Raw genomic sequence first — 22,962 nt, forward strand, 5'->3', positions numbered from 1 at the left:
GGAGAGGAAAAGATGCCATCTTTCGATATTGTCTCTGAAGTCGATCTTCAGGAAGCGCGTAACGCAGTAGATAATGCGACTCGCGAAGTCGAATCACGCTTTGATTTTCGTGGCGTTGAGGCCACGTTTGAATTAAACGACGCGAACAAAACCATCAAAGTACTGAGCGAATCGGATTTCCAGGTGAATCAGCTGCTGGATATTCTGCGCGCGAAGCTGCTCAAGCGCGGCATTGAAGGCAGTTCGCTGGATGTGCCGGAAGCATTTGTCCACAGCGGTAAAACCTGGTTTGTGGAAGCGAAGCTGAAGCAGGGCATTGAAAGCGCGGTTCAGAAGAAGATCGTGAAGCTGATTAAAGACAGCAAGCTGAAAGTGCAGGCGCAAATTCAGGGGGAAGAGATCCGTGTGACCGGAAAATCCCGTGACGATCTGCAATCCGTCATGGCGCTGGTGCGCGGCGGGGATTTGGGACAGCCGTTCCAGTTCAAAAACTTCCGCGATTAAGTTGTGATGTCTGATGGCGCTGCGCTTATCCGGCCTACGGACAATGCGGTCTTGTAGGCCGGATAAGGCGCAGCCGCCATCCAGCATTATGCCCGGTGGCGCGATGCTTACCGGGCCTACAACGTGCGTGCTCTGTAGGCCGGATAAGGCGGTAGCCGCCATCCGGCACTTCTCACGCCAGCCTGATCGCCTGCTCAACCTCAAAACGGTTGGTCACTTTGCTGTCGATCTTCACATAGGCGGAATGCTCTTTCTCTGCGATCAGCACCTCACTCACACCTTCAGTCGCCAGCAGACGCTGTTTCAGCGCGTCATCGGCGGCAATCTCCGGCGGAATTTCCACGCGTAAGCTGCTGACATACGGCGGTTCTTTCATCGTACTTGCTACCGCCAGCCAGACGACGGTCAGCAATGCGCCAGCCAGAAATACCGCCTGACCGCCGAACAGACCATTCACCCAGCCGCCCAGCGAGCCGCCAATCGCGACGCCGAGGAACTGGCTGGTGGAGTAAACGCCCATCGCAGTGCCCTTATAACCGGCAGGAGACTCTTTGCTGATCAGCGAGGGGAGGAGGGCTTCCATCAGGTTAAAAGCGAGGAAGAACAGCTGTACCCCGGCAATTAACCCCCAGAAGTGCACGCCTGCGCCCCACAGCACGACTTCGGCAATCAGTATCAACGCGACGCACAGCAGAAAGACCCGCTTCATCCGGCGTTTGACTTCGGCGTAGATAATGAACGGGACTACGGAGCCAAATGAGATCAGCATTGTGACCAGATAAATCTTCCAGTGTTCGGCGGCGGGGAAACCGGCAGCGGCAAGCTGGCCGGGGAGGGCGACGAAGGTCGACATCAGCAGAATATGCAGACACATGATGCCGAAGTTAAGCTTCAACAGCTTAGGTTCGGCCAGCACTTTGCTGAAACTGCCTTTCACCATGCCGGATTCACGGTTCAATACGTGGGTTGTGCTGTTGGGGACAACCCAAATGGTCAGGGCGATGCCGAGCGCGGCGAGTGCGGCAATCATCCAGAACAGGGCGTTCAGCCCCAGTTTGTGGGTGACGATCGGCCCAAGCACCATCGCAATAGCGAAGGTAATACCAAAACTGACGCCGATAAACGCCATCGCTTTGGTTCGGTTTTGCTCGCGGGTTAAGTCAGACAGCAGCGCCATGACGGCGGCGGCGATTGCGCCAGAACCTTGTAGCGCGCGGCCAAGAATAATCCCCCAGATGGAGTCAGACAGCGCGGCGATCACGCTACCCAGCACGAACACGGCCAGACCGCCGATAATTAACGGCTTACGCCCGACGCGGTCTGAGAGTAACCCAAAGGGGATCTGGAAAACGGCTTGCGCCAGGCCGTAAATACCGATAGCAATGCCGATCAAGGCTTCGCTGGCGCCCTGAAGCGCCATACCATAGGTGGTCAGAACCGGCAGGACCATAAACATGCCAAGCATGCGCAAAGAAAATACAGTCCCTAAACCCCAGGTGGCGCGCAACTCACCCGGCGTCATTTTGTAATCGTTCATTCCCACCTCTGTATAAAATCCGCGACTAGTGTAAAGCGGTAAACGGGTGGGGTAAATACGTGCTTAATGAACAAATGTTGCGTTTGTGAGGGGGATTTTATCAGGCAATAAAATGCCGGATGGCAACGCGAAAGCGTTTTATCCGGCCTACTTGTTGAGCGCGTTGCGTAATGCCCGATGGCGCTATGCGGTTTCCGTAGGCCGGATAAGGCGTAAGCCTCCATCCGGCAGAAGATTTGTTGCGGGGCGGGTGTTACCAGACCGAAGCCAGCAGGCTGTGTGAGTCCGGCACCATAAAGTCGACGGACATCATCACGCTTAACGCAGTGATGGCGATGATGGAAAAGCCGAACAGCTTACGCGCCCAGACTTTGTCATCTTCCACTTTGTAACCGCGCAGGGCCATTCCGAGCCACCAGACGCTCACGGCTGCCGCGACCACCAGATATTTATATCCGGCATAGCCGCCCAGGGAGAGCATCAGCGTCGCAACGGCAAAGGCGATGATGTACAGCGTGATATGGTTCTTCGCCACCGAGATGCCTTTCACCACCGGCAGAACCGGAATGTTGGCAGCCTGATAATCCTTGAAGCGGAAAATCGCGATAGCGTAAGAGTGCGGCATCTGCCACAGGCTAAAGATCGCCAGCAGAATCAGCGCGCCGCTGTCGAACTCGCCCGTTACGGCGCAGTAGCCAATCACCGGCGGCGCAGCGCCGGAGAGAGAACCAATCAGCGTGCCGTAAACGGAGTGGCGTTTCATGTACAGACTATAAATGCCGACATACACCACGAAGCCCATCACCCCCAGCCAGCAGGCCAGAGGATTTGCGCCAAACCACAGCAGCATAAAGCCAGCAATACCCAGCAAGGTGGCGTACACCAGCGAGACAGCAGGAGAAATCAGGCCTTTGACCAGCACCCGATTCTTGGTCCTTTCCATCTTCCTGTCGATATCCCTGTCGATGTAGTTGTTAAATACACAACCCGACGCCACAACCAGTGACACCCCGACCAGCGTATAGATAAACAGGGGATAGTCGATGCTGCCTTTAGAAGCCAGCAGGAATCCCCCAATCACCGAGATCAGGTTGCCAAAGATGATGCCTGGTTTCGTTACTTGCAGGTATTGCTTAAACATCATAACCGCCGCTCTTAGTGCATCATCATATTGTAGTTCAGGTTCCACATAATCCAGATGGAGCCCACCACCAGAATGGCAATGATCAGCACGGTAAAGACAAAGGCCGTCATGTTCCAGCCTTCGTCAGATTTCGTATTCATGTGCAGGAAGCACACCAGATGCACCAGAATCTGCACCACTGCCATCGCCAGGATAGTCCCCAGAATCACGGCCGGGGAACCTGTACCCGTCATCACCATCCAGAACGGAATGACCGTCAGGATGATCGACAGAATAAAACCTGTCATGTAGGTTTTTACGCTGCCGTGGGACGCGCCGCTGTGATCGGTAGAATGACTCATTACATCGCCCCCATCAGATAAACAACAGTGAACACACAGATCCACACCACATCCAGGAAGTGCCAGAACAGGCTCAGGCACATGATGCGGGTACGGTTAGTGCTGGTCAGGCCGCGACGGGCGATCTGCACCATCAGCACCGCCATCCAGATAAGACCGGAGGTGACGTGCAGACCGTGCGTACCGACCAGCGCGAAGAACGCAGACAGGAAGCCGCTGCGATCCGGGCCCATGCCTTCAACAATCAGGTGATGGAATTCGTAGATTTCCATCCCGATAAATCCGGCACCGAACAAGAAGGTCAACGCCAGCCAGGAGACAACCTGGCTCTTGTTATCCTTGTGCATGGCGATAGCCGCCATGCCGTAGGTGATGGAGCTGAACAACAGCAGGAAAGTTTCAACCAGAACGAACGGCAGTTCAAAAATGTCCTTACCTGTCGGGCCGCCTGCGGTGCCGTTCACCAGAACGGCATAGGTTGCGAACAGAATAGAGAACAGAATGCAGTCGCTCATCAGGTAGATCCAAAATCCGAAGATTTTGGTCTGGCCTGCATCGTGGTGCCCGTGTTCGTGCGCGTGGGCAGTCGCGTGCGTTTGCGCTAAAGTATCAGTTGCCATTTTTCAGCCCTGCCTTAGAAATCTCATCGAAATGCTGGTTTTCCAGTTTTTCGACTTCCGGGACTGGTACGTAGTAGTCCACGTCCTCGTCAAAGCTCTTAACAATCCAGCTGATGATCATGCCTGCGAAGCTTGCAATCGCCAGCCACCAGATATGCCAGATCATGGCGAAACCAAAAATAGTGGAGAAGGCGGCGATAACGATGCCCGCACCGCTGTTTTTCGGCATATGAATTTCTTCATAATGCGCAGGCTGTTTGTACGCTTCGCCTTTTTCTTTCATTTCCCAGAAGGCATCACGTTCGTGAACGTGCGGCACGACGGCAAAGTTATAGAACGGAGGCGGAGAAGAGGTTGCCCACTCCAGCGTACGCGCGCCCCACGGGTCGCCGGTCAGGTCGCGGTTCTGCTCGCGGTCGCGAATAGAAACGAAGATCTGAATCAGCTGGCACAGGATGCCCAGTGCAATCAGCGCGGCGCCACAGGCGGCAATCAGCAGCATTGGATGGAACTGCGGGTCAATCTGCTGGCTGAGACGACGGGTCATCCCCATGAAGCCCAGCACGTACAGCGGCATAAACGCCACGAAGAAGCCGATGATCCAGAACCAGAATGCGCGTTTACCCCAGGTCTCGTTCAGCGTGAAGCCGAACGCTTTCGGCCACCAGTAGGTCATACCGGCGAAGCACCCGAAGACCACACCGCCGATGATAACGTTATGGAAGTGCGCAATCAGGAACAGGCTGTTGTGCAGAACGAAGTCCGCGCCCGGAACCGCCAGCAGAACGCCAGTCATACCGCCGACCGAGAAGGTCACGATAAAGCCGATCGTCCACAGCATCGCTGAGTGGAAGACAATACGCCCCTGGTACATGGTGAACAGCCAGTTGAAGATCTTAACCCCGGTCGGGATTGCGATAATCATCGTGGTAATACCGAAGAAGGCGTTTACGTTCGCGCCCGCACCCATGGTGAAGAAGTGGTGCAGCCAAACGATGAACGACAGAACGGTGATACACACGGTCGCCCAAACCAGCGAGGTGTAACCAAACAGGCGTTTACGCGAGAAGGTTGCAGCGATTTCGGAGAACACCCCGAAGACCGGCAGAACCAGGATGTACACTTCCGGGTGGCCCCAGGCCCAAATCAGGTTGATGTACATCATCATGTTGCCGCCCATATCGTTGGTAAAGAAATGGGTGCCCAGATAGCGATCCAGGGTCAGCAGCGCGACGGTGACAGTCAGAATTGGGAAGGAGGCGATAATCAGGATGTTCGCGCACAGCGATGCCCAGGTAAATACCGGCATCTTGAACATGGTCATGCCCGGCGCACGCATCTTCAGAATCGTCACGAAGAAGTTGATACCGGTCAGCGTCGTACCGATACCGGATAGCTGGAGACTCCAGATCCAGTAATCGACCCCGACACTCGGACTGTACTCTATTCCCGAGAGCGGCGGATAAGCCAGCCAGCCGGTCTGCGCGAACTCACCAACGCCCAGAGACAGGTTAACCAGGATAACGCCGACAACGGTGAACCAGAAGCTCAGGTTGTTCAGGAACGGGAACGCAACGTCACGCGCGCCGATCTGCAACGGAACCACCAGGTTCATCAGACCGATAACGAATGGCATTGCCACGAAGAAGATCATGATCACGCCGTGAGCGGTGAAGATCTGATCGTAGTGATGCGGCGGCAGGAAGCCCGCTTCACCCGCAGAAGCCAGCGCCTGCTGGCTACGCATCATGATGGCGTCGGCAAAGCCGCGTATCAACATAACAATTGCGACGATGACATACATGATGCCAAGACGCTTGTGGTCAACCGAAGTAAGCCACTCTTTCCATAGGTAGGTCCACTTACCGAAGTAAGTGATCAAGGCTAAAAGCGCCAGACCCCCGACGATAATGGCAGCGATCGTAACCATGACGATAGGTTCATGGAACGGGACTGCATCCAGTGTCAATTTTCCGAACATCGTTTTCTTCCTCGGCCCCTTAGTGAGCGGATTCCGCGTGGCTCATGTCCATGCCTTCCATGCCTTCATGCGAGCTGTGCTCACCTTCCGGTTGGGTCATGTCCATGCTCTTACCGTGAGCCATAAATTTGTTAATGACGTCTTTAAACAAATCCGGTTTCACGTTGGAGAAATATTCCACCTGGTTGTATTCGCTTGGCGCAGCCACTTTCTCGAACGCAGCCATGTCGCTCATGGTGTTCGGTGACTGTTTAGCTTTAGCAACCCACTGGTCGAATGTGGCGCGGTCCGGCGTGGCGATAGCTTTGAACTTCATACCGGAGAAACCAGGGCCGCTATAGCTTGCGGAAATACCATCATAGGTACCGGCTTCGTTGGCAATCAGATGCAGTCGAGTCTGCATACCGGCCATGGCATAAATCTGGCTACCCAGACGCGGGATAAAGAAGGAGTTCATCACGGAGTTGGAGGTCACTTTGAAATAAACCGGAGTGTTCGCCGGGAAGGCGATTTCATTCACGGTTGCGATGCCCTGTTCCGGGTAGATGAAGAACCATTTCCAGTCCATGGAAACCACTTCGATGGTAATGGGCTTCTCGTCATGCGCCAGCGGCTTGCTTGGCTCAAGAGCGTGAGTGGTTTTCCAGGTAAGTACAGCAAGGAAAATGATGATCAGAATCGGCACCGTCCAGACCACAGCTTCCACTTTATTGGAGTGTGACCAGTTCGGGCTGTACTTCGCATCTTTATTGCTCGCACGGTACTTCCAGGCGAAACCAACAGCCATCAAGATGGCGGGAATCACGACAATCAACATCAGGCCAAAAGCCGTCAGTATCAGTGAACGTTGTTCCAGTCCAATCTGTCCTTTGGGGTCAAGAAGTGCAGAATTACAGCCACTGAGTAATGCAGTGCCTGCAATTAATGACAACCATCCCAAACTTTTATTGTATTTCCTGAGTCTCATTTAACGACCTCAATTCCACGGGACCTGGTGGCGTTTAAAGTGTGTGGGCATTTTACGGGAAGGTTACATTACTGTAAACATGATTGGATCTGTGTTACTGGGTTCTGCCGGGCATGTCACATATGTTGCAGGATATGTCGCGTTGACTTTAAGAACCTGTTGCAACATCACGTTATAACGAAAGAGGGCAGGAAGGCAGGACTTGCAGGGTAATTGGTATAACCAATGTAAAATTAAAACAATTGTTTAACAATTAATTATCAACAAAGAGACAAATGAAAAACAAAAAATAAAACTATATTGGCTGAATCGAGTAAGGAAAATAAAATCTATAAAAGGCGTCAATAATTTCCAGATGCTATTGCGCACAAAACAACAAATATTATTTTTCGCAACTGCTGCTTATTTAGCCGTTATAATTTCGCTCTGTTATTACAACGGCAAATAACGTTGCCCGCTTACACAAGACGTGTTTTGCGTAGCGCCAGATAATCCAGCACCCCGCCGAACAAAATGCCGCATATCGCCACCATGACTCCCGCCTCAAGCAGTTCGGGCAGGAAGGAGAAGCGAGTGTAGTCCACGGCGTTCATCGTCAGCAGCAACAGCCATACCGCCAGCAGGCCGCAACCGATCATTAGCGTCAGCAGCGCCAGACCATACGCCCCGCGAAATTCCGTACGGGGGATGAAGCTTTCGCTTTCCCAACTGTGTTCAAGGGTTTGACGACAAACCAGCAGAAGCAGAAGGCCAGGCACGGCCGCTGCGACAGAAAAGAGATAAAACGTGGGCCAGCCATGCGCTTCGACAAACCATCCGGCAACGGGGCCGACATACACGCGTCCCACCGCAGAGAGCGCGGAGAGCAGGGCAAACTGGGTGGCGGAAAACGATTTGTTGCACAGCGTCATTAACAATGCGACAAAGGCCGCTGTTCCCATTCCGCCGCACAGGTTCTCGAAGAAGACCGCTGCGGCCATGCTGAACATATGCTTGTCCGTCACGGAAAGCAGCCAGTAACCGGCGTTGGAAACGCCTTGCAGAATGCCGAAAATCAGCAGCGCGCGGAAAAGGGAAAGGCGCTGCATCAGGATGCCGCCGTACAGCGCGCCGACAATCGTCGCCAGCAGTCCCAGCGTTTTATTGACCACGCCGACTTCACCGGCATCAAAACCAACGCCGCGAATCAAAAAGGTGGTGGTCAGACTCATGGCGAACGCGTCGCCCAGCTTATACAGCACGATTAACAACAAGATCAGCCAGGCGTTGTTGCGGCCAAAAAAGTCGCGCAGCGGAGCGGCGACCGCCTGTTCCAGCGTTTTAGGCACTGGAATGGAATCTTCAGGTTCAGGGGCCAGGAGCGTGGCGATAATACAGGGCACAAGCAGCGCCGCCATCAGCCAGTACATCCCCTGCCAGCCGAGCCAGCGATCCGCCAGCCACAGCGCCAGCCCACCGGAGACCAGCATTCCTAGCCGATAGCCCAGTACGCTAATCGCCGCCCCGGTGCCGCGTTCTTCCGCAGGCAGAACATCCGTTTTCCACGCGTCAAAGACAATGTCCTGAGATGCGGAACAGAAGGCAATGATAACCGCCAGCGCCGCCATCCAGCGCAACTGCGTGCCGGGTTCCAGAAAACCCATCGCCGCAATGGCGAGCAGCAGCAGAATCTGCGTGGTAATCAGCCAACCGCGACGACGACCTAAAAAAGGCGGCGTGTAACGGTCCATGACCGGAGACCAGAGGAATTTAAAGACGTAGGCCTGGCCCACCAGAGAGAAGAAACCAATGGTTTTGAGATCGATATTCTCAACGGTCATCCAGGCTTGTAGCGTGCCGGAGGTGAGCGCGAGGGGTAAACCTGATGCAAACCCCAGAATCAACAGGATAGCTGAACGCGGTTGCTGAAAAATACGTAAATATTGGTTGGGCATGGGCATCTACAGGCCCGACAAGCGCCGGGCCATCTGGACAGAAATTAACGTGCGTTCTGCTTAATGAATTCGTGAATGCTGGTGTCCTGAGACATATCAGCGATGGTGTCGGTCAGGACGCTGTTAACCGCGTTGGCGATATTCTGGTTGGACGCCTGGAATGCGCCTTCAACAGAGTAGCTCGCACGGTAGTTTTTCGTCATCTTGTTGCCGTTTGCCGCCGTCGCGATGATGGCGATATCCGCTTTGGTGGCGATGTTGTAGCGAACGTTACCCTGAGATACATCGGCATACAGCTGATTTACGATGATTTGCAGGTTCACAGCGCCGTTCGGCCCCACCATATAACCGCGTGCGGTCATCTGTTTTTCCAGCACTTCTTGCAGCAGGAAGCGCAGATCGCGGGAAGCGGTCAGAGTAACCAGTTGGTTATTACGCGTAACTTTCGCCAGCGCCTGATCCTGACGCTGGTCGGCGCCGTTGATGCTCACAGTAACGCCCATCAGGCTTGGATCTTGTTGCGGCAGTGTGATTTTCGGCGATACGTCAATGGTTGTCGGCGGTGTTGCGCACCCTGCCAGCATAACCAGAGCAATTAATGGAAAGAGGATTTTCTTTAACATATTCGGGCTCTCAGTGACTCTTAAGCGTGATAGATAAAAATTCCCGCCATCATAACATTGCCAACGGCGAGGGGAAGTGGTCAACGCATGTAAATTCATCGCGTTGTCTGTTTTCTGACCCTCGGTACACCTTACTTCGGGTTTTCGCAACCAAATGAATGGATAAGTCAGTAAACTTCATACGTTTGAATGAAAATATCAGACGAACGCTAAATTTTTGTTGTCATGATGTAATGTAAACGGTAAAAGCGGCTAGTATTTAAAGGGATGGGTGACATCTCAGCGTTGTCGGAGGAGATATTTCATGATGATACGTGAGCAAATAGAAGAAAAATTAAGGGCAGCGTTCGAACCCGTGTTCCTCGAAGTTGTGGATGAAAGCTATCGTCACAATGTTCCGGCAGGCTCTGAGAGCCACTTTAAGGTTGTGCTGGTCAGCGATCGCTTCACTGGCGAACGTTTTCTTAATCGCCACCGGATGATTTACGGTACGTTAACGGCAGAACTCTCCACAACCGTACATGCGCTGGCCCTGCATACCTATACCATTAAGGAGTGGGAAGGATTGCAGGATACGATCTTCGCATCGCCTCCTTGCCGTGGCGCAGGAAGCATCGCGTAGAAAAACGCATTTGCAACTGTTGGCGCTTTTCCAGTATGTTGCTACAGATTATGTGAAAACGGCCTGCGGGCCGTTTTGTTTTGTCTGAATTTTGAGCGAGATGTACAGTATTCAGACCAAAATTAGCCGGGAATTGTGAAAAAAGCCGCAGCAACGCGCGATAACCGTTCTCGACTCATAAAAGTGATGCCGCTATAATGCGGCGTCTTATTTTTCGGAATGTCTTCGGGATGATTCTGACGACAGGGAATGTGATTGATTATGAGAACATCCCGGTTCCGCGAAGCCAACAACCTGTGCTTGCGGAGTAGAGTTGACCGAGCACTGTGATTTTTTGAGGTAACAAGATGCAAGTTTCAGTTGAAACCACTCAAGGCCTTGGCCGCCGTGTAACGATTACTATCGCTGCTGACAGCATCGAGACCGCTGTGAAAAGCGAGCTGGTCAACGTAGCGAAGAAAGTGCGTATTGACGGCTTCCGCAAGGGCAAAGTACCGATGAATGTTGTTGCTCAGCGTTATGGCGCTTCTGTTCGCCAGGACGTTCTGGGTGACCTGATGAGCCGTAACTTCGTTGACGCGATCATCAAAGAAAAAATCAACCCGGCTGGCGCACCGAACTATGTTCCGGGCGAATACAAACTGGGTGAAGACTTCACCTACGCTGTAGAATTTGAAGTCTACCCGGAAGTTGAACTGACCGGTCTGGAATCCATCGAAGTTGAAAAACCGGTTGTTGAAGTGACCGACGCCGATGTTGACGTGATGCTGGACACCCTGCGTAAACAGCAGGCAACCTGGAAAGACAAAGACGGCGCTGCTGATGCAGAAGACCGTGTAACCATCGACTTCACCGGTTCTGTTGACGGTGAAGAGTTCGAAGGCGGCAAAGCGTCTGACTTCGTACTGGCGATGGGCCAGGGTCGTATGATCCCGGGCTTTGAAGACGGTATCAAAGGTCATAAAGCAGGCGAAGAGTTCACTATCGACGTGACCTTCCCGGAAGAATATCACGCTGAAAACCTGAAAGGTAAAGCCGCTAAATTCGCTATCAACCTGAAGAAAGTTGAAGAGCGCGAGCTGCCGGAACTGACCGAAGAATTCATCAAGCGTTTCGGCGTTGAAGATGGTTCTGTTGCCGGTCTGCGTACTGAAGTGCGTAAAAACATGGAACGCGAGCTGAAAGGCGCGGTGCGTAACCGCGTGAAGTCTCAGGCGATTGAAGGCCTGGTGAAAGCGAACGACATCGACGTTCCATCTGCGCTGATCGACAGCGAAGTTGACGTTCTGCGTCGTCAGGCTGCACAGCGTTTCGGCGGCAACGAGAAGCAAGCGCTGGAACTGCCGCGTGAACTGTTCGAAGAACAGGCTAAGCGTCGCGTTGTTGTCGGCCTGCTGCTGGGCGAAGTGATTCGCACTCAGGAGCTGAAAGCTGACGAAGAGCGCGTTAAAGGTCTGATCGAAGAGATGGCTTCTGCGTACGAAGATCCGAAAGAAGTTATCGAGTTCTACAGCAAAAACAAAGAGCTGATGGACAACATGCGTAACGTCGCTCTGGAAGAGCAGGCTGTTGAAGCCGTTCTGGCGAAAGCGAAAGTGACTGAAAAAGCCACTTCCTTCAACGAACTGATGAACCAGCAGGCGTAATTCGTCGCTTAATTAGCACGAAATTCGCACAAGAGCCCGTCACCTCCAGGTGGCGGGCTTTTTTTTGTCACGCATTTTGCATGGAAGAGTGCGAAAACAGCGTTTCAGTGTTAGCGTTACAACAAAAGATTGTTATGCTTGAATTATGGCGATGCCGTACCCATAACAGAGGGACTAGCTGATAATCCGTCCATAAGGTTACAATCGGTACAGCAGGTTTTTTCAATTTTTATCCAGGAGACGGAAATGTCATACAGCGGCGAACGAGATAACTTTGCACCCCATATGGCGCTGGTGCCGATGGTCATTGAACAGACCTCACGTGGTGAGCGCTCTTTTGATATCTATTCTCGTCTACTTAAGGAACGTGTCATTTTTCTGACTGGCCAGGTCGAAGACCATATGGCTAACCTGATTGTGGCGCAGATGCTGTTCCTGGAAGCGGAAAACCCGGAAAAAGATATCTACCTGTACATTAACTCCCCAGGCGGGGTTATCACCGCAGGGATGTCTATCTACGACACCATGCAGTTTATTAAGCCGGACGTTAGCACGATTTGTATGGGCCAGGCGGCTTCTATGGGCGCGTTCCTGCTGACTGCTGGCGCAAAAGGCAAACGTTTCTGCCTGCCTAACTCTCGCGTCATGATTCACCAGCCTCTCGGCGGTTATCAGGGCCAGGCGACAGATATTGAAATTCATGCCCGTGAAATCCTGAAGGTGAAAGGGCGCATGAATGAACTTATGGCGCACCATACGGGTCAGTCTCTTGAGCAGATTGAACGTGATACCGAGCGCGACCGCTTCCTCTCCGCGTCTGAAGCGGTGGAGTACGGTCTGGTCGACTCGATTTTGACCCATCGTAATTGATGCCCAGGGCGCAGGTGTGCCGCTATAATACTATCCAGGGGCGGCACAACGCTGACAAGCGACTTGCGCCTGAGAATGGCATTTGCGTCGTCGTGTGCGGCACAAAGAACAAAGAAGAGGTTTTGACTCATGACAGATAAACGCAAAGATGGCTCGGGCAAATTGTTGTACTGCTCTTTTTGCGGCAAAAGCCAGCATGAAGTGCGCAAGCTGATTGCCGGTCCATCCGTGTATATCTGCGACGAATGTGTTGATCTATGTAACGACATTATTCGCGAAGAGATTAAGGAAGTGGCACCGCACCGTGAACGCAGTGCGCTGCCGACGCCACATGAAATTCGCAACCATCTGGACGATTATGTTATCGGCCAGGAGCAGGCGAAAAAAGTGCTGGCGGTCGCGGTATACAACCACTACAAACGTCTGCGCAATGGCGACACCAGCAATGGCGTTGAGTTGGGCAAAAGTAACATTCTGCTGATCGGGCCGACCGGTTCCGGTAAAACGCTGCTGGCCGAAACGCTGGCGCGTCTGCTGGACGTACCGTTCACCATGGCGGATGCCACCACCCTGACCGAAGCCGGTTATGTGGGCGAAGATGTTGAGAACATCATTCAGAAGCTGTTGCAAAAATGCGATTACGATGTGCAGAAAGCGCAGCGCGGTATTGTCTACATCGATGAAATCGACAAGATTTCCCGTAAGTCTGACAACCCGTCCATTACCCGTGACGTTTCCGGTGAAGGCGTACAGCAGGCGCTGTTGAAACTGATCGAAGGGACGGTTGCCGCCGTTCCGCCGCAGGGAGGACGCAAGCATCCGCAGCAGGAGTTCTTGCAGGTTGATACCTCTAAGATCCTGTTTATCTGCGGCGGCGCGTTCGCCGGTCTGGATAAAGTGATTGCTAACCGTGTTGAAACCGGCTCCGGCATTGGTTTTGGCGCAACGGTTAAAGCGAAATCCGACAAGGCCAGCGAAGGCGAACTGCTGGCGCAGGTTGAGCCGGAAGATCTGATCAAATTTGGTCTGATTCCTGAGTTCATTGGTCGTCTGCCGGTTGTGGCGACGCTGAATGAGCTGAGTGAAGAAGCGCTGATCCAGATCCTGAAAGAGCCGAAAAACGCCCTGACCAAACAGTATCAGGCGCTGTTTAACCTGGAAGGCGTCGATCTGGAATTTCGTGACGAAGCGCTGGATGCTATCGCGAAGAAAGCGATGGCGCGTAAAACCGGCGCCCGTGGTCTGCGTTCCATCGTTGAAGCGGCGCTGCTTGATACCATGTACGATCTGCCTTCTATGGAAGACGTCGAAAAAGTGGTTATCGACGAGTCCGTCATTGGCGGTCAGAGCAAGCCGTTGCTGATTTACGGCAAGCCGGAAGCGCAGCAGGCATCTGGTGAATAATTAACCAACTCATACAATCAGTTAACGAAAAAGGGGGGATTTTATCCCCCCTTTTATTTTTCCGTAAACATGGCGTTGAATGTGTGGGAAACATCCCCATATACTGACATACATGTTAATGGCTGCGTGAAGCACAGTCGCGCAGTCTGATTACCTGGCGGACACTAAACTAAGAGAGAGCTCTATGAATCCTGAGCGTTCTGAACGCATTGAAATCCCCGTATTGCCGTTGCGCGATGTGGTGGTTTATCCGCACATGGTCATACCCTTATTTGTAGGGCGGGAAAAATCTATCCGTTGTCTGGAAGCGGCTATGGACCATGATAAAAAAATCATGCTGGTCGCCCAGAAAGAAGCATCAACGGATGAGCCGGGTGTAAACGATCTTTTCACCGTCGGGACCGTGGCCTCAATTTTGCAAATGCTGAAACTGCCTGACGGTACTGTCAAAGTGCTGGTTGAGGGGTTGCAGCGCGCGCGTATTTCTGCGCTGTCAGATAACGGCGAACACTTTTCCGCTAAGGCGGAATACCTTGAATCGCCAGCGATTGATGAGCGCGAGCAGGAAGTGCTGGTGCGCACTGCCATCAGTCAGTTCGAAGGCTACATCAAGCTGAACAAAAAAATCCCACCGGAAGTGCTGACGTCGCTCAATAGCATTGACGATCCTGCGCGTCTGGCGGACACCATCGCAGCCCATATGCCGCTGAAACTGGCGGATAAGCAGTCCGTGCTGGAGATGTCCGACGTTAACGAACGTCTGGAATATCTGATGGCGATGATGGAATCTGAAATCGATCTGTTGCAGGTTGAGAAGCGTATTCGCAACCGCGTTAAAAAGCAGATGGAGAAATCTCAGCGTGAGTACTATCTGAATGAGCAAATGAAAGCCATTCAGAAAGAACTGGGCGAGATGGACGACGCGCCGGATGAAAACGAAGCGCTGAAGCGTAAAATCGATGCGGCGAAAATGCCGAAAGAGGCAAAAGAGAAAGCGGAAGCAGAATTGCAGAAGCTGAAAATGATGTCTCCGATGTCGGCGGAAGCGACGGTTGTACGCGGCTACATCGACTGGATGGTGCAGGTGCCGTGGAACGCGCGTAGCAAGGTCAAAAAAGACCTGCGTCAGGCACAGGAAATTCTCGACACAGACCATTACGGTCTGGAGCGTGTGAAAGATCGCATCCTTGAGTATCTCGCGGTACAAAGCCGTGTAAACAAAATCAAAGGGCCGATCCTGTGTCTGGTTGGGCCGCCGGGGGTAGGTAAAACCTCTCTGGGCCAGTCCATCGCCAAGGCGACCGGGCGTAAATATATCCGTATGGCGCTCGGCGGCGTGCGTGATGAAGCAGAAATCCGCGGCCACCGCCGGACATACATCGGCTCTATGCCGGGTAAACTGATCCAGAAAATGGCCAAAGTGGGCGTTAAAAACCCGCTGTTCCTGCTCGATGAGATCGACAAAATGTCTTCCGATATGCGTGGCGATCCGGCCTCTGCGCTGCTTGAGGTGCTGGACCCTGAGCAGAACGTGGCGTTCAGCGATCACTACCTGGAAGTGGATTACGATCTCAGCGACGTGATGTTCGTTGCCACCTCCAACTCCATGAACATTCCGGCGCCACTGCTGGATCGTATGGAAGTGATTCGTCTGTCCGGTTATACCGAAGACGAGAAGCTGAACATTGCTAAACAGCACCTGCTGCCGAAACAGATCGAGCGTAACGCGCTGAAGAAAGGCGAGCTGACGGTTGAGGATAGCGCCATTATCGGCATTATCCGTTACTACACCCGTGAAGCGGGCGTGCGTAGCCTGGAGCGTGAAATCTCCAAACTGTGCCGCAAAGCCGTGAAACAGCTGCTGCTGGATAAGTCGCTGAAACACATTGTGATCGATGGCGATAATCTGCATGACTACCTCGGCGTACAGCGCTTTGACTATGGCCGTGCGGACAACGAAAACCGTGTGGGTCAGGTAACGGGTCTGGCATGGACGGAAGTGGGCGGCGACCTGCTGACCATCGAAACCGCCTGTGTGCCGGGTAAAGGCAAACTGACTTACACCGGTTCTCTCGGTGAGGTTATGCAGGAATCTATTCAGGCTGCGCTGACCGTGGTGCGTGCGCGTGCGGAAAAACTGGGTATTAATCCAGACTTTTACGAAAAACGTGACATCCACGTTCACGTACCGGAAGGGGCGACGCCGAAAGACGGCCCGAGCGCCGGTATTGCGATGTGTACCGCGCTGGTCTCCTGCCTGACGGGTAATCCTGTTCGCGCTGATGTGGCGATGACCGGGGAAATTACCCTGCGAGGCCAGGTACTGCCTATCGGCGGCCTGAAAGAGAAACTGCTGGCGGCGCACCGTGGCGGGATCAAAACCGTGTTAATTCCGTTTGAGAATAAACGCGATCTGGAAGAGATTCCAGACAACGTTATTGCCGATCTGGACATTCATCCGGTGAAACGCATTGAGGAAGTTCTGACTCTTGCGTTGCAAAATGAGCCGTCCGGCATACAGGTTGTCACCGCAAAATAGTGACCTCGCGCAAATAGCGCTAAGAAAAACAGGGCTGGCAGGGCATTTCGTGCTTGCCAGCCTTTTTTTGTATAGCTAATTTAGATGACGGATCGGGCTTGCCATCATTAACGGGTGTTGTAAGGGCATGGCAGGCCTGATATAACTGCTGCGCGGTCGCACTTTGAAGGATTCCGGTGCGATATAAATTATAAAAGAGGAAGAGAAGAGTGAATAAATCTCAACTGATCGACAAAATTGCTGCAGGGGCTGATATCTCTAAGGCTGCGGCTGGACGTGCGTTAGATGCAATTATTGCTTCTGTCACTGAATCACTGAAAGAAGGTGATGATGTAGCGCTGGTAGGTTTTGGTACTTTTGCTGTTAAAGAGCGTGCTGCCCGTACTGGTCGCAACCCGCAAACAGGTAAAGAGATCACCATCGCCGCCGCTAAAGTGCCGGGTTTCCGTGCAGGTAAAGCGCTGAAAGACGCGGTAAACTAAGAGCTTCTCCCCCTGGGGATGTGACAAAGTACAAGGGCGCATCATCTGATGTGCCTTTTTTATTTGTCCAGTACTACTTTATTTGAGTTTATGCTGGTTGTGGGCTGACAATTACCCCGGTTTCTTGTCACAATACAGCTTTCCGCGCAGCGTTCAGAAAACGCTATGCTGCGTGAAGTATGAATACGCAAAACAGTCACCTACAGCGGAGTGTGGTTACACCATGATGGACAGCTTACGCACGGCTGCTAACAGTCTCGTGCTCAAGATTATTTTCGGTATCATTATCGTGTCGTTCATTTTGACCGGCGTGAGTGGTTACCTGATTGGCGGAAGCAATAACTACGCCGCAAAAGTGAATGACCAGGAAATCAGCCGCTCGCAGTTTGAGAATGCGTTTAACAGCGAACGTAATCGTATGCAGCAGCAGCTGGGCGATCAGTATTCTGAACTGGCGGCGAATGAAGGCTACATGAAAACGCTGCGTCAGCAGGTACTGAATCGTCTTATCGATGAAGCCTTGCTGGATCAATACGCGCATGAGCTTAAACTCAGCATCAGCGACGAACAGGTTAAGCAGGCCATCTTTTCAACGGCGGCTTTCCAGGTTGACGGCAAATTTGATAACAACCGCTACAACGCGATTGTGAATCAGATGGGGATGACCGCCGATCAGTATGCTCAGGCATTGCGTAACCAGCTCACCACCCAACAACTGATTGCTGGCGTTGCCGGTACTGATTTCATGCTGAAAGGTGAAACGGACGAGCTGGCGGCGTTAGTCGCGCAGCAGCGTGTGGTGCGTGAAGCGACGATTGACGTGAACGCACTGGCTGCGAAGCAGCAGGCTACCGATCAGGAAGTGTCCAGCTACTACGAGCAGAACAAGAACCGCTTTATGACCCCGGAGCAGTTCCGCGTGAGCTACATCAAGCTGGATGCGGCTGCTATGCAGGAAACGGTCAACGATGCGGATATCCAGTCTTACTATGACCAGCATCAGGATCAGTTCACCCAGCCGCAGCGTAACCGTTACAGCGTCATTCAGACCAAAACGGAAGATGAAGCGAAAGCGGTGCTGGACGCGTTGAACAAAGGCGGTGATTTTGCCGCGCTGGCGAAAGAGAAATCCGCAGATATTATCTCTGCGCGCAACGGCGGCGATATGGGCTGGCTGGAAGACGCCACCACGCCGGACGAACTGAAAAATGCCGGTCTGAAAGAAAAAGGCCAGCTGTCTGGCGTGATTAAATCCTCTGTTGGCTTCCTGGTCGCGCGTCTGGATGATGTTCAGCCTGCGAAAGTGAAACCGCTGAGCGAAGCGCGTGATGACATTGCCGCGAAAGTGAAGCAGGAAAAAGCGCTGGATGCCTATTACGCGCTGCAACAAAAAGTCAGCGATGCGGCGAGCAACGATACCGAATCTCTGGCGGGCGCTGAACAGGCCGCTGGCGTGAAAGCGGTTGAAACCGGCTGGTTCAGCCATGACAACCTGCCAGAAGAGCTGAATTTTAAACCGGTTGCCGATGCTATCTTCAACGGTGGTCTGGTTGGCGAGAACGGTACGCCGGGCAGCAACTCCGATATCATCACCGTGGATGGCGACCGCGCATTCGTGCTGCGCATCAGCGAGCATAAACCTGAAGCGGTTAAGCCTCTGGCTGACGTGAAAGAGCAGGTGGCTGCGCTCGTTAAGCACAATAAAGCAGAGCAGCAGGCAAAACTGGATGCTGACAAACTGCTGGTTGAGCTGAAAGCGGGTAAAGGCGCAGAAGCGATGAAAGCGGCCGGTCTGAGCTTTGGCGAAGCGAAAACGCTGAGCCGTACCGGGCAGGACCCGGTAAGCCAGGCTGCGTTTGCGCTGGGTCTGCCAGAGAAAGATAAGCCGAGCTATGGCGTCGCTAACGATATGCAGGGCAACGTTGTGCTGCTGGCGCTGGACGACGTGAAAGCGGGCTCTATGCCGGAAGAGCAGAAAAAAGCGATGGTTCAGGGTATTACCCAGAATAACGCGCAGATTACCTTTGAAGCGCTGATGAGTAACCTGCGTAAAGCGGCGAAAATCAAAGTCGGCGATGCGCTGGAACAGCAGTAATCACCGAGACGCTTCGCAAAAAACTGCAAAAAGTTGTAACCCTCAAAGGCCGCCTTCGCGGCCTTTTCCATTTCTGATATTTGCTATTTGTTTGCCTTTCGCCACCCCGCTATCGTGATGCCACTGTTAACACACAAGGAGAAAACAGTATGAAACATGGAATCAACGCACTGCTGGTCACGATGACTCTGGCCTGCGCAGGCATGACGCACAACGCGCTGGCTGCCGGAACGGTAGAGAAAAATCAGGCGGTACAAACAAAGGCGGATTCGTCTGCGTCCGCGCAGACTAAAGCCTCCGTACCTGCAAAGGACAGTGATGATGAAGGCGCGAGGGTCAGTATCAACACGGCTTCAGCGGAAGATCTGGCGCGGGTGATGAATGGCGTCGGGCTGAAAAAAGCGCAGGCGATAGTCAACTATCGGGAAGAGTATGGGCCGTTTAAAACGGTGGATGATTTAAAGCAGGTTCCGGGGATGGGGAGTTCGCTGGTGGAACGCAATCTGGCGGTGTTGACGCTGTAATAACTTGCACTGTGGCAAAAGTTTGCCAGGATAATGAGGTCATACCAGTTATGGCCTCTGTTCCTATAACAACAACGTAAGGTTATTGCGCTATGCAAACACAAATCAAAGTCCGTGGTTATCACCTTGATGTTTATCAGCACGTTAATAATGCCCGCTATCTTGAGTTTCTTGAAGAAGCACGCTGGGATGGGCTGGAAAACAGTGACAGCTTTCAATGGATGACGGCCCGCAACATCGCTTTTGTGGTGGTGAATATTAATATTAACTACCGTCGCCCCGCCGTGCTGAGCGATCTGCTGACCGTCACCAGTCAGGTGCAGCAGTTAAACGGGAAGAGCGGCATTTTAAGCCAGGTCATTACGCTTGAGCCGGAAGGGCAGGTTGTGGTGGACGCGCAGATTACTTTTGTCTGTATTGATTTGAAAACGCAGAAAGCATTGCCGCTGGAAGGTGAGTTACGCGAGAAACTGGAGCAGATGGTGAAGTAACGGAAAGTTGCCTGATGGCGCTTCGCTTATCAGGCCTACGGGCGACATTGACCACGGTGAATGTCGCCAGGCCGGATAAGGTGCGTGCACCGCCATCCGGCAAAACGATCACTTTAACCCTGTTTTCTGCTTCATTGCCGCCATCACTGCCGGTTTATCCGTCAGATAATGCTTCAGGCCGTTGGCGCGCAGATTACAGGCGGCGCACTGCCCGCAACCGTCACCTTTGATGCCGTTATAACAGGTCAGCGTCTCTTCGCGCACCAGATCCAGCTTGCCCCAGTAATCGGCGAGTGCCCAGGTTTCGGCTTTATCAATCCACATCAGCGGGGTTTCAAAGCGAATATCCTTCGCCATACCCAGGGTGACGGCATGATTCAGCGCTTTGACAAACTCATCGCGGCAGTCCGGGTAGCCGGAGAAATCCGTCTCGCAAACGCCGGTGATCACCGCTTCGGCTTTCACCTGATAGGCATAAATCGCCGCCAGAGTCAGAAACAGAATATTACGCCCAGGGACAAACGTATTCGGAATACCGTCGGCATCCGGTTCATAGTCCGGTACGGGAATGTTATCGCGCGTCAGGCTACTGACCGCCAGTTCGCTCAGCAGCGTTACGTCCAGCACCTTATGCGCACGCGCGCCGAGTTTTAAGGCCAGATCACGTGCGACATCAATCTCAGCGCGATGGCGCTGACCATAATCAAAGGTGACGCAGTGCACTTCATCATACTGATGCAGCGCTTGCGCCAGACAGGTTGTGGAGTCCTGGCCTCCACTGAATACAACGACGGCACGTTTCATAACTTATCCTGACAAAAACGAAAAACGCTATGGTAGCGCCTGCGGATGGCCGCGACCAGCTTCTTCACCGCGCGGCGGTGGAAGCCATGCTTTCTCAAACTCAAACCAGCCGCGTGGATTGAGTTGAACACCATTGACGCCCGGCGGCGCGCTAATACGGTAGTGATAGTTAAAAAGCGGCGTAAGCGTGGCGTCATTCATCAGACTCGTGAATACCTGTTGTAACGCAGTATAGCGGTCGTCTTCACCGGGCTGCGTTTGTAAGGCATCCAGCGTGGCCTGAAGATGGGCGAAAGCAGGGGCATCCAGCACATGCGGCCAGAGTTGATCGCAGCGTAGCCACTGCTCAAGCGTATATTCCGGCGCTTCGCCAATCAGTCTGTCGCCCATCATGAGATCCGCTTTTGCCAGCGAAGGGCAGTTATCCCAGTTTTTCGCGTTGTGGAAAATCAACGTTAATTCACAGCCGAGCGTTGCCAGATATTGCTGGAGTTGCTCCGCCATGGTGTGCAACTCAACGGGAAGGTGGTAGACCAGCGTCAGTTTTTTCGGTAATTCAACGGATTCCAGCCCCTTCCATTGCGGCATTACCCAGCCTGGCAGCAGCGCGTTGCTGGGCGTGATCAGATTTTCATCTACCGGCAGCGTCTGTAATAACGACGTATGATGAATGATGTCTACCAGGCGACGCGCCTGTTGCAGGCTGAGTTTCGAGCCTTTTTTAAGCGTCAGGTAGCAAAATCCCAGGCTAATACCGCTGCTCACCTGACTAAGTGAGGCCAGCTCCTCAGGGTTGCCGATGGCAATCTGTACCGGATGACGGCAACTGGTGCCTAAATCCTGGTCAAAAAGCTGAGGCGTGATCCAGTATTCAATCGCCTTTAGCAGCGGGTGGCAAAGGTGATAATTGTCGTGGCTTTCCAGGCGTACCAGCTCCGGCGTAAATAACGTCAGCCGAAAAGGTCCGGTGCCTGACAGCGGCTGATGCGGGTGCGCCAGGTGGCTACAGTAGCTTGCCAGACGGTGCGCCAGCCAGTAATCAGGGCGATGGAGAATGAACGTCAGGCATTGCGGATGGGTGACTTCAATACGCTTGACGCTGATAAACAATTTATTGAGGGCTGGCAGGTCAAGCAGCATCAGCAGGCGCGCGTGCAGTTGCGCAGTTTCTACCGTATCGCCATTATGCCAGTGCAGGGTAGAGCGAATATAAAAATCCCAGCGCATACCGTCGGCGGAGATATCCCAGTGATGTGCTAAATCCCCGCAGGGGCGCTGGCTGGCGTTGTCAAAGCGGGTGAGGCCGGAGAAAATTTGTCCTGCAAGATGCTGTTCTGCGCGACCGGGCAGAAATCCCGGATGCAACGGGTCCAGCGGACGATAGTAGGGAATACGCAGGGTCGGCGTGTCGTTTTGCCACTGCCCGCCCATAAACGGTTGCAGCATGGTACGCAGTTCGCCTGGCGCCAGCTGTGCCAGCTCCAGCACATTAAGCTGCTGACCTTTTTCCAGCGCTTGTTCCATCATGGTATTGCGCAGTGACTCCGGCGTGACCAGAAATTGCAGTTTACCGCGCTTACCCCGCCCGGATTGCGCCTCCCATGTTAACCAGCCAGCTTCCTGCGCCTGACGTAGTAGCGTACGGACGTGGCGTTCGCTACAAAAACAGCGCTCCGCCAGTTCCCCAACGGTGACCGACTGAGGTTCTCCGGCCGAGGGCTGCCAGAGACGTTGATATTGTTTTAAACGGTTGAGAAGTCGCATTGAAACCCGGAACAATTCATTTTATCTATTCACTATTACTTCCGTATATCTCAGGTGATACTCAATCACA

General features: G+C 53.1%; 20 protein-coding genes. 10 read left to right on the forward strand and 10 right to left on the reverse strand.

All coding sequences use genetic code 11. The annotated features are described in order from the left end of the window. The first annotated feature begins 12 nt into the window (after positions 1–12). On the forward strand, positions 13–504 hold the full coding sequence (locus OGV50_RS06255; protein WP_012133556.1) for a YajQ family cyclic di-GMP-binding protein: 492 nt from the start codon (positions 13–15) through the stop codon (positions 502–504). 172 nt (positions 505–676) lie between these two features. Here the strand turns inward: OGV50_RS06255 and OGV50_RS06260 are convergent, their stop codons facing one another. The 8 genes from OGV50_RS06260 to OGV50_RS06295 all read right to left on the reverse strand — a co-directional run bounded on the left by OGV50_RS06260 (position 677) and on the right by OGV50_RS06295 (position 9,651). Beyond that, a complete protein-coding gene (locus OGV50_RS06260; RefSeq protein WP_200093113.1) occupies positions 677–2,041 on the reverse strand; it encodes an MFS transporter in 1,365 nt (454 codons plus the stop codon). A gap of 253 nt (positions 2,042–2,294) precedes the next feature. Further along, positions 2,295–3,185 carry a heme o synthase gene (gene cyoE / locus OGV50_RS06265; RefSeq protein WP_072025291.1) on the reverse strand — a complete coding sequence of 297 codons (891 nt, stop codon included), beginning with the start codon at positions 3,183–3,185 and terminating at the stop codon, positions 2,295–2,297. An 11-nt stretch (positions 3,186–3,196) separates the two neighbouring features. After that, positions 3,197–3,526 (reverse strand): cytochrome o ubiquinol oxidase subunit IV, encoded by a 330-nt coding sequence (locus OGV50_RS06270; protein WP_012133553.1) that lies wholly within the window; start codon positions 3,524–3,526, stop codon positions 3,197–3,199. Next, positions 3,526–4,146, reverse strand: a complete 621-nt coding sequence (locus OGV50_RS06275) for a cytochrome o ubiquinol oxidase subunit III (protein ID WP_012133552.1) — start codon at positions 4,144–4,146, stop codon at positions 3,526–3,528. Before OGV50_RS06275 ends, OGV50_RS06270 begins: the two co-directional genes overlap by 1 nt. After that, positions 4,136–6,127: a cytochrome o ubiquinol oxidase subunit I gene (gene cyoB / locus OGV50_RS06280; RefSeq protein ID WP_115181906.1), complete on the reverse strand. Its 1,992-nt coding sequence runs from the start codon at positions 6,125–6,127 to the stop codon at positions 4,136–4,138. Before cyoB ends, OGV50_RS06275 begins: the two co-directional genes overlap by 11 nt. A gap of 19 nt (positions 6,128–6,146) precedes the next feature. Next, positions 6,147–7,094, reverse strand: a complete 948-nt coding sequence (gene cyoA / locus OGV50_RS06285) for a cytochrome o ubiquinol oxidase subunit II (protein WP_012133550.1) — start codon at positions 7,092–7,094, stop codon at positions 6,147–6,149. A gap of 458 nt (positions 7,095–7,552) precedes the next feature. Further along, positions 7,553–9,028, reverse strand: a complete 1,476-nt coding sequence (ampG, locus tag OGV50_RS06290) for a muropeptide MFS transporter AmpG (RefSeq protein ID WP_024130594.1) — start codon at positions 9,026–9,028, stop codon at positions 7,553–7,555. A gap of 44 nt (positions 9,029–9,072) precedes the next feature. Further along, positions 9,073–9,651: a lipoprotein gene (locus OGV50_RS06295; RefSeq protein WP_012133548.1), complete on the reverse strand. Its 579-nt coding sequence runs from the start codon at positions 9,649–9,651 to the stop codon at positions 9,073–9,075. A 304-nt stretch (positions 9,652–9,955) separates the two neighbouring features. Here OGV50_RS06295 and bolA point away from each other — a divergent pair, with 304 nt between their 5' ends. From bolA to fadM, 9 genes are all read left to right on the forward strand, one after another. Further along, positions 9,956–10,273, forward strand: coding sequence for a transcriptional regulator BolA (gene bolA / locus OGV50_RS06300; RefSeq protein WP_012133546.1), 318 nt, complete (start codon positions 9,956–9,958; stop codon positions 10,271–10,273). Between the two features lie 347 nt (positions 10,274–10,620). Next, the gene (gene tig / locus OGV50_RS06305) at positions 10,621–11,919 is read left to right on the forward strand and encodes a trigger factor (protein ID WP_012133545.1); all 1,299 of its coding nucleotides are present in this window, start codon (positions 10,621–10,623) and stop codon (positions 11,917–11,919) included. 246 nt (positions 11,920–12,165) lie between these two features. Then, a complete protein-coding gene (gene clpP / locus OGV50_RS06310) occupies positions 12,166–12,789 on the forward strand; it encodes an ATP-dependent Clp endopeptidase proteolytic subunit ClpP (protein WP_003021624.1) in 624 nt (207 codons plus the stop codon). 129 nt (positions 12,790–12,918) lie between these two features. Further along, positions 12,919–14,193, forward strand: coding sequence for an ATP-dependent protease ATP-binding subunit ClpX (gene clpX / locus OGV50_RS06315; protein ID WP_012133543.1), 1,275 nt, complete (start codon positions 12,919–12,921; stop codon positions 14,191–14,193). A 184-nt stretch (positions 14,194–14,377) separates the two neighbouring features. Beyond that, on the forward strand, positions 14,378–16,732 hold the full coding sequence (gene lon, locus OGV50_RS06320; RefSeq protein ID WP_012133542.1) for an endopeptidase La: 2,355 nt from the start codon (positions 14,378–14,380) through the stop codon (positions 16,730–16,732). A 209-nt stretch (positions 16,733–16,941) separates the two neighbouring features. Next, the gene (gene hupB, locus OGV50_RS06325) at positions 16,942–17,214 is read left to right on the forward strand and encodes a nucleoid-associated protein HU-beta (RefSeq protein WP_003021629.1); all 273 of its coding nucleotides are present in this window, start codon (positions 16,942–16,944) and stop codon (positions 17,212–17,214) included. A 223-nt stretch (positions 17,215–17,437) separates the two neighbouring features. Next, positions 17,438–19,309 (forward strand): peptidylprolyl isomerase, encoded by a 1,872-nt coding sequence (gene ppiD / locus OGV50_RS06330; protein ID WP_012133541.1) that lies wholly within the window; start codon positions 17,438–17,440, stop codon positions 19,307–19,309. 149 nt (positions 19,310–19,458) lie between these two features. Next, complete coding sequence (locus OGV50_RS06335) at positions 19,459–19,833, forward strand: helix-hairpin-helix domain-containing protein (protein ID WP_286488387.1); 375 nt, start codon at positions 19,459–19,461, stop codon at positions 19,831–19,833. A 92-nt stretch (positions 19,834–19,925) separates the two neighbouring features. Continuing rightward, positions 19,926–20,324: a long-chain acyl-CoA thioesterase FadM gene (gene fadM / locus OGV50_RS06340; protein ID WP_012133539.1), complete on the forward strand. Its 399-nt coding sequence runs from the start codon at positions 19,926–19,928 to the stop codon at positions 20,322–20,324. A gap of 108 nt (positions 20,325–20,432) precedes the next feature. Here fadM and queC read toward each other — a convergent pair whose 3' ends face one another. Beyond that, the gene (gene queC / locus OGV50_RS06345) at positions 20,433–21,128 is read right to left on the reverse strand and encodes a 7-cyano-7-deazaguanine synthase QueC (protein ID WP_286488388.1); all 696 of its coding nucleotides are present in this window, start codon (positions 21,126–21,128) and stop codon (positions 20,433–20,435) included. Between the two features lie 27 nt (positions 21,129–21,155). After that, complete coding sequence (locus tag OGV50_RS06350; protein ID WP_104868990.1) at positions 21,156–22,892, reverse strand: SgrR family transcriptional regulator; 1,737 nt, start codon at positions 22,890–22,892, stop codon at positions 21,156–21,158. Positions 22,893–22,962: the final 70 nt, after the last annotated feature.

This window comes from Citrobacter sp. CK180 (assembly GCF_030333655.1).
Taxonomy (GTDB): Bacteria; Pseudomonadota; Gammaproteobacteria; order Enterobacterales; family Enterobacteriaceae; genus Citrobacter_B; species Citrobacter_B koseri.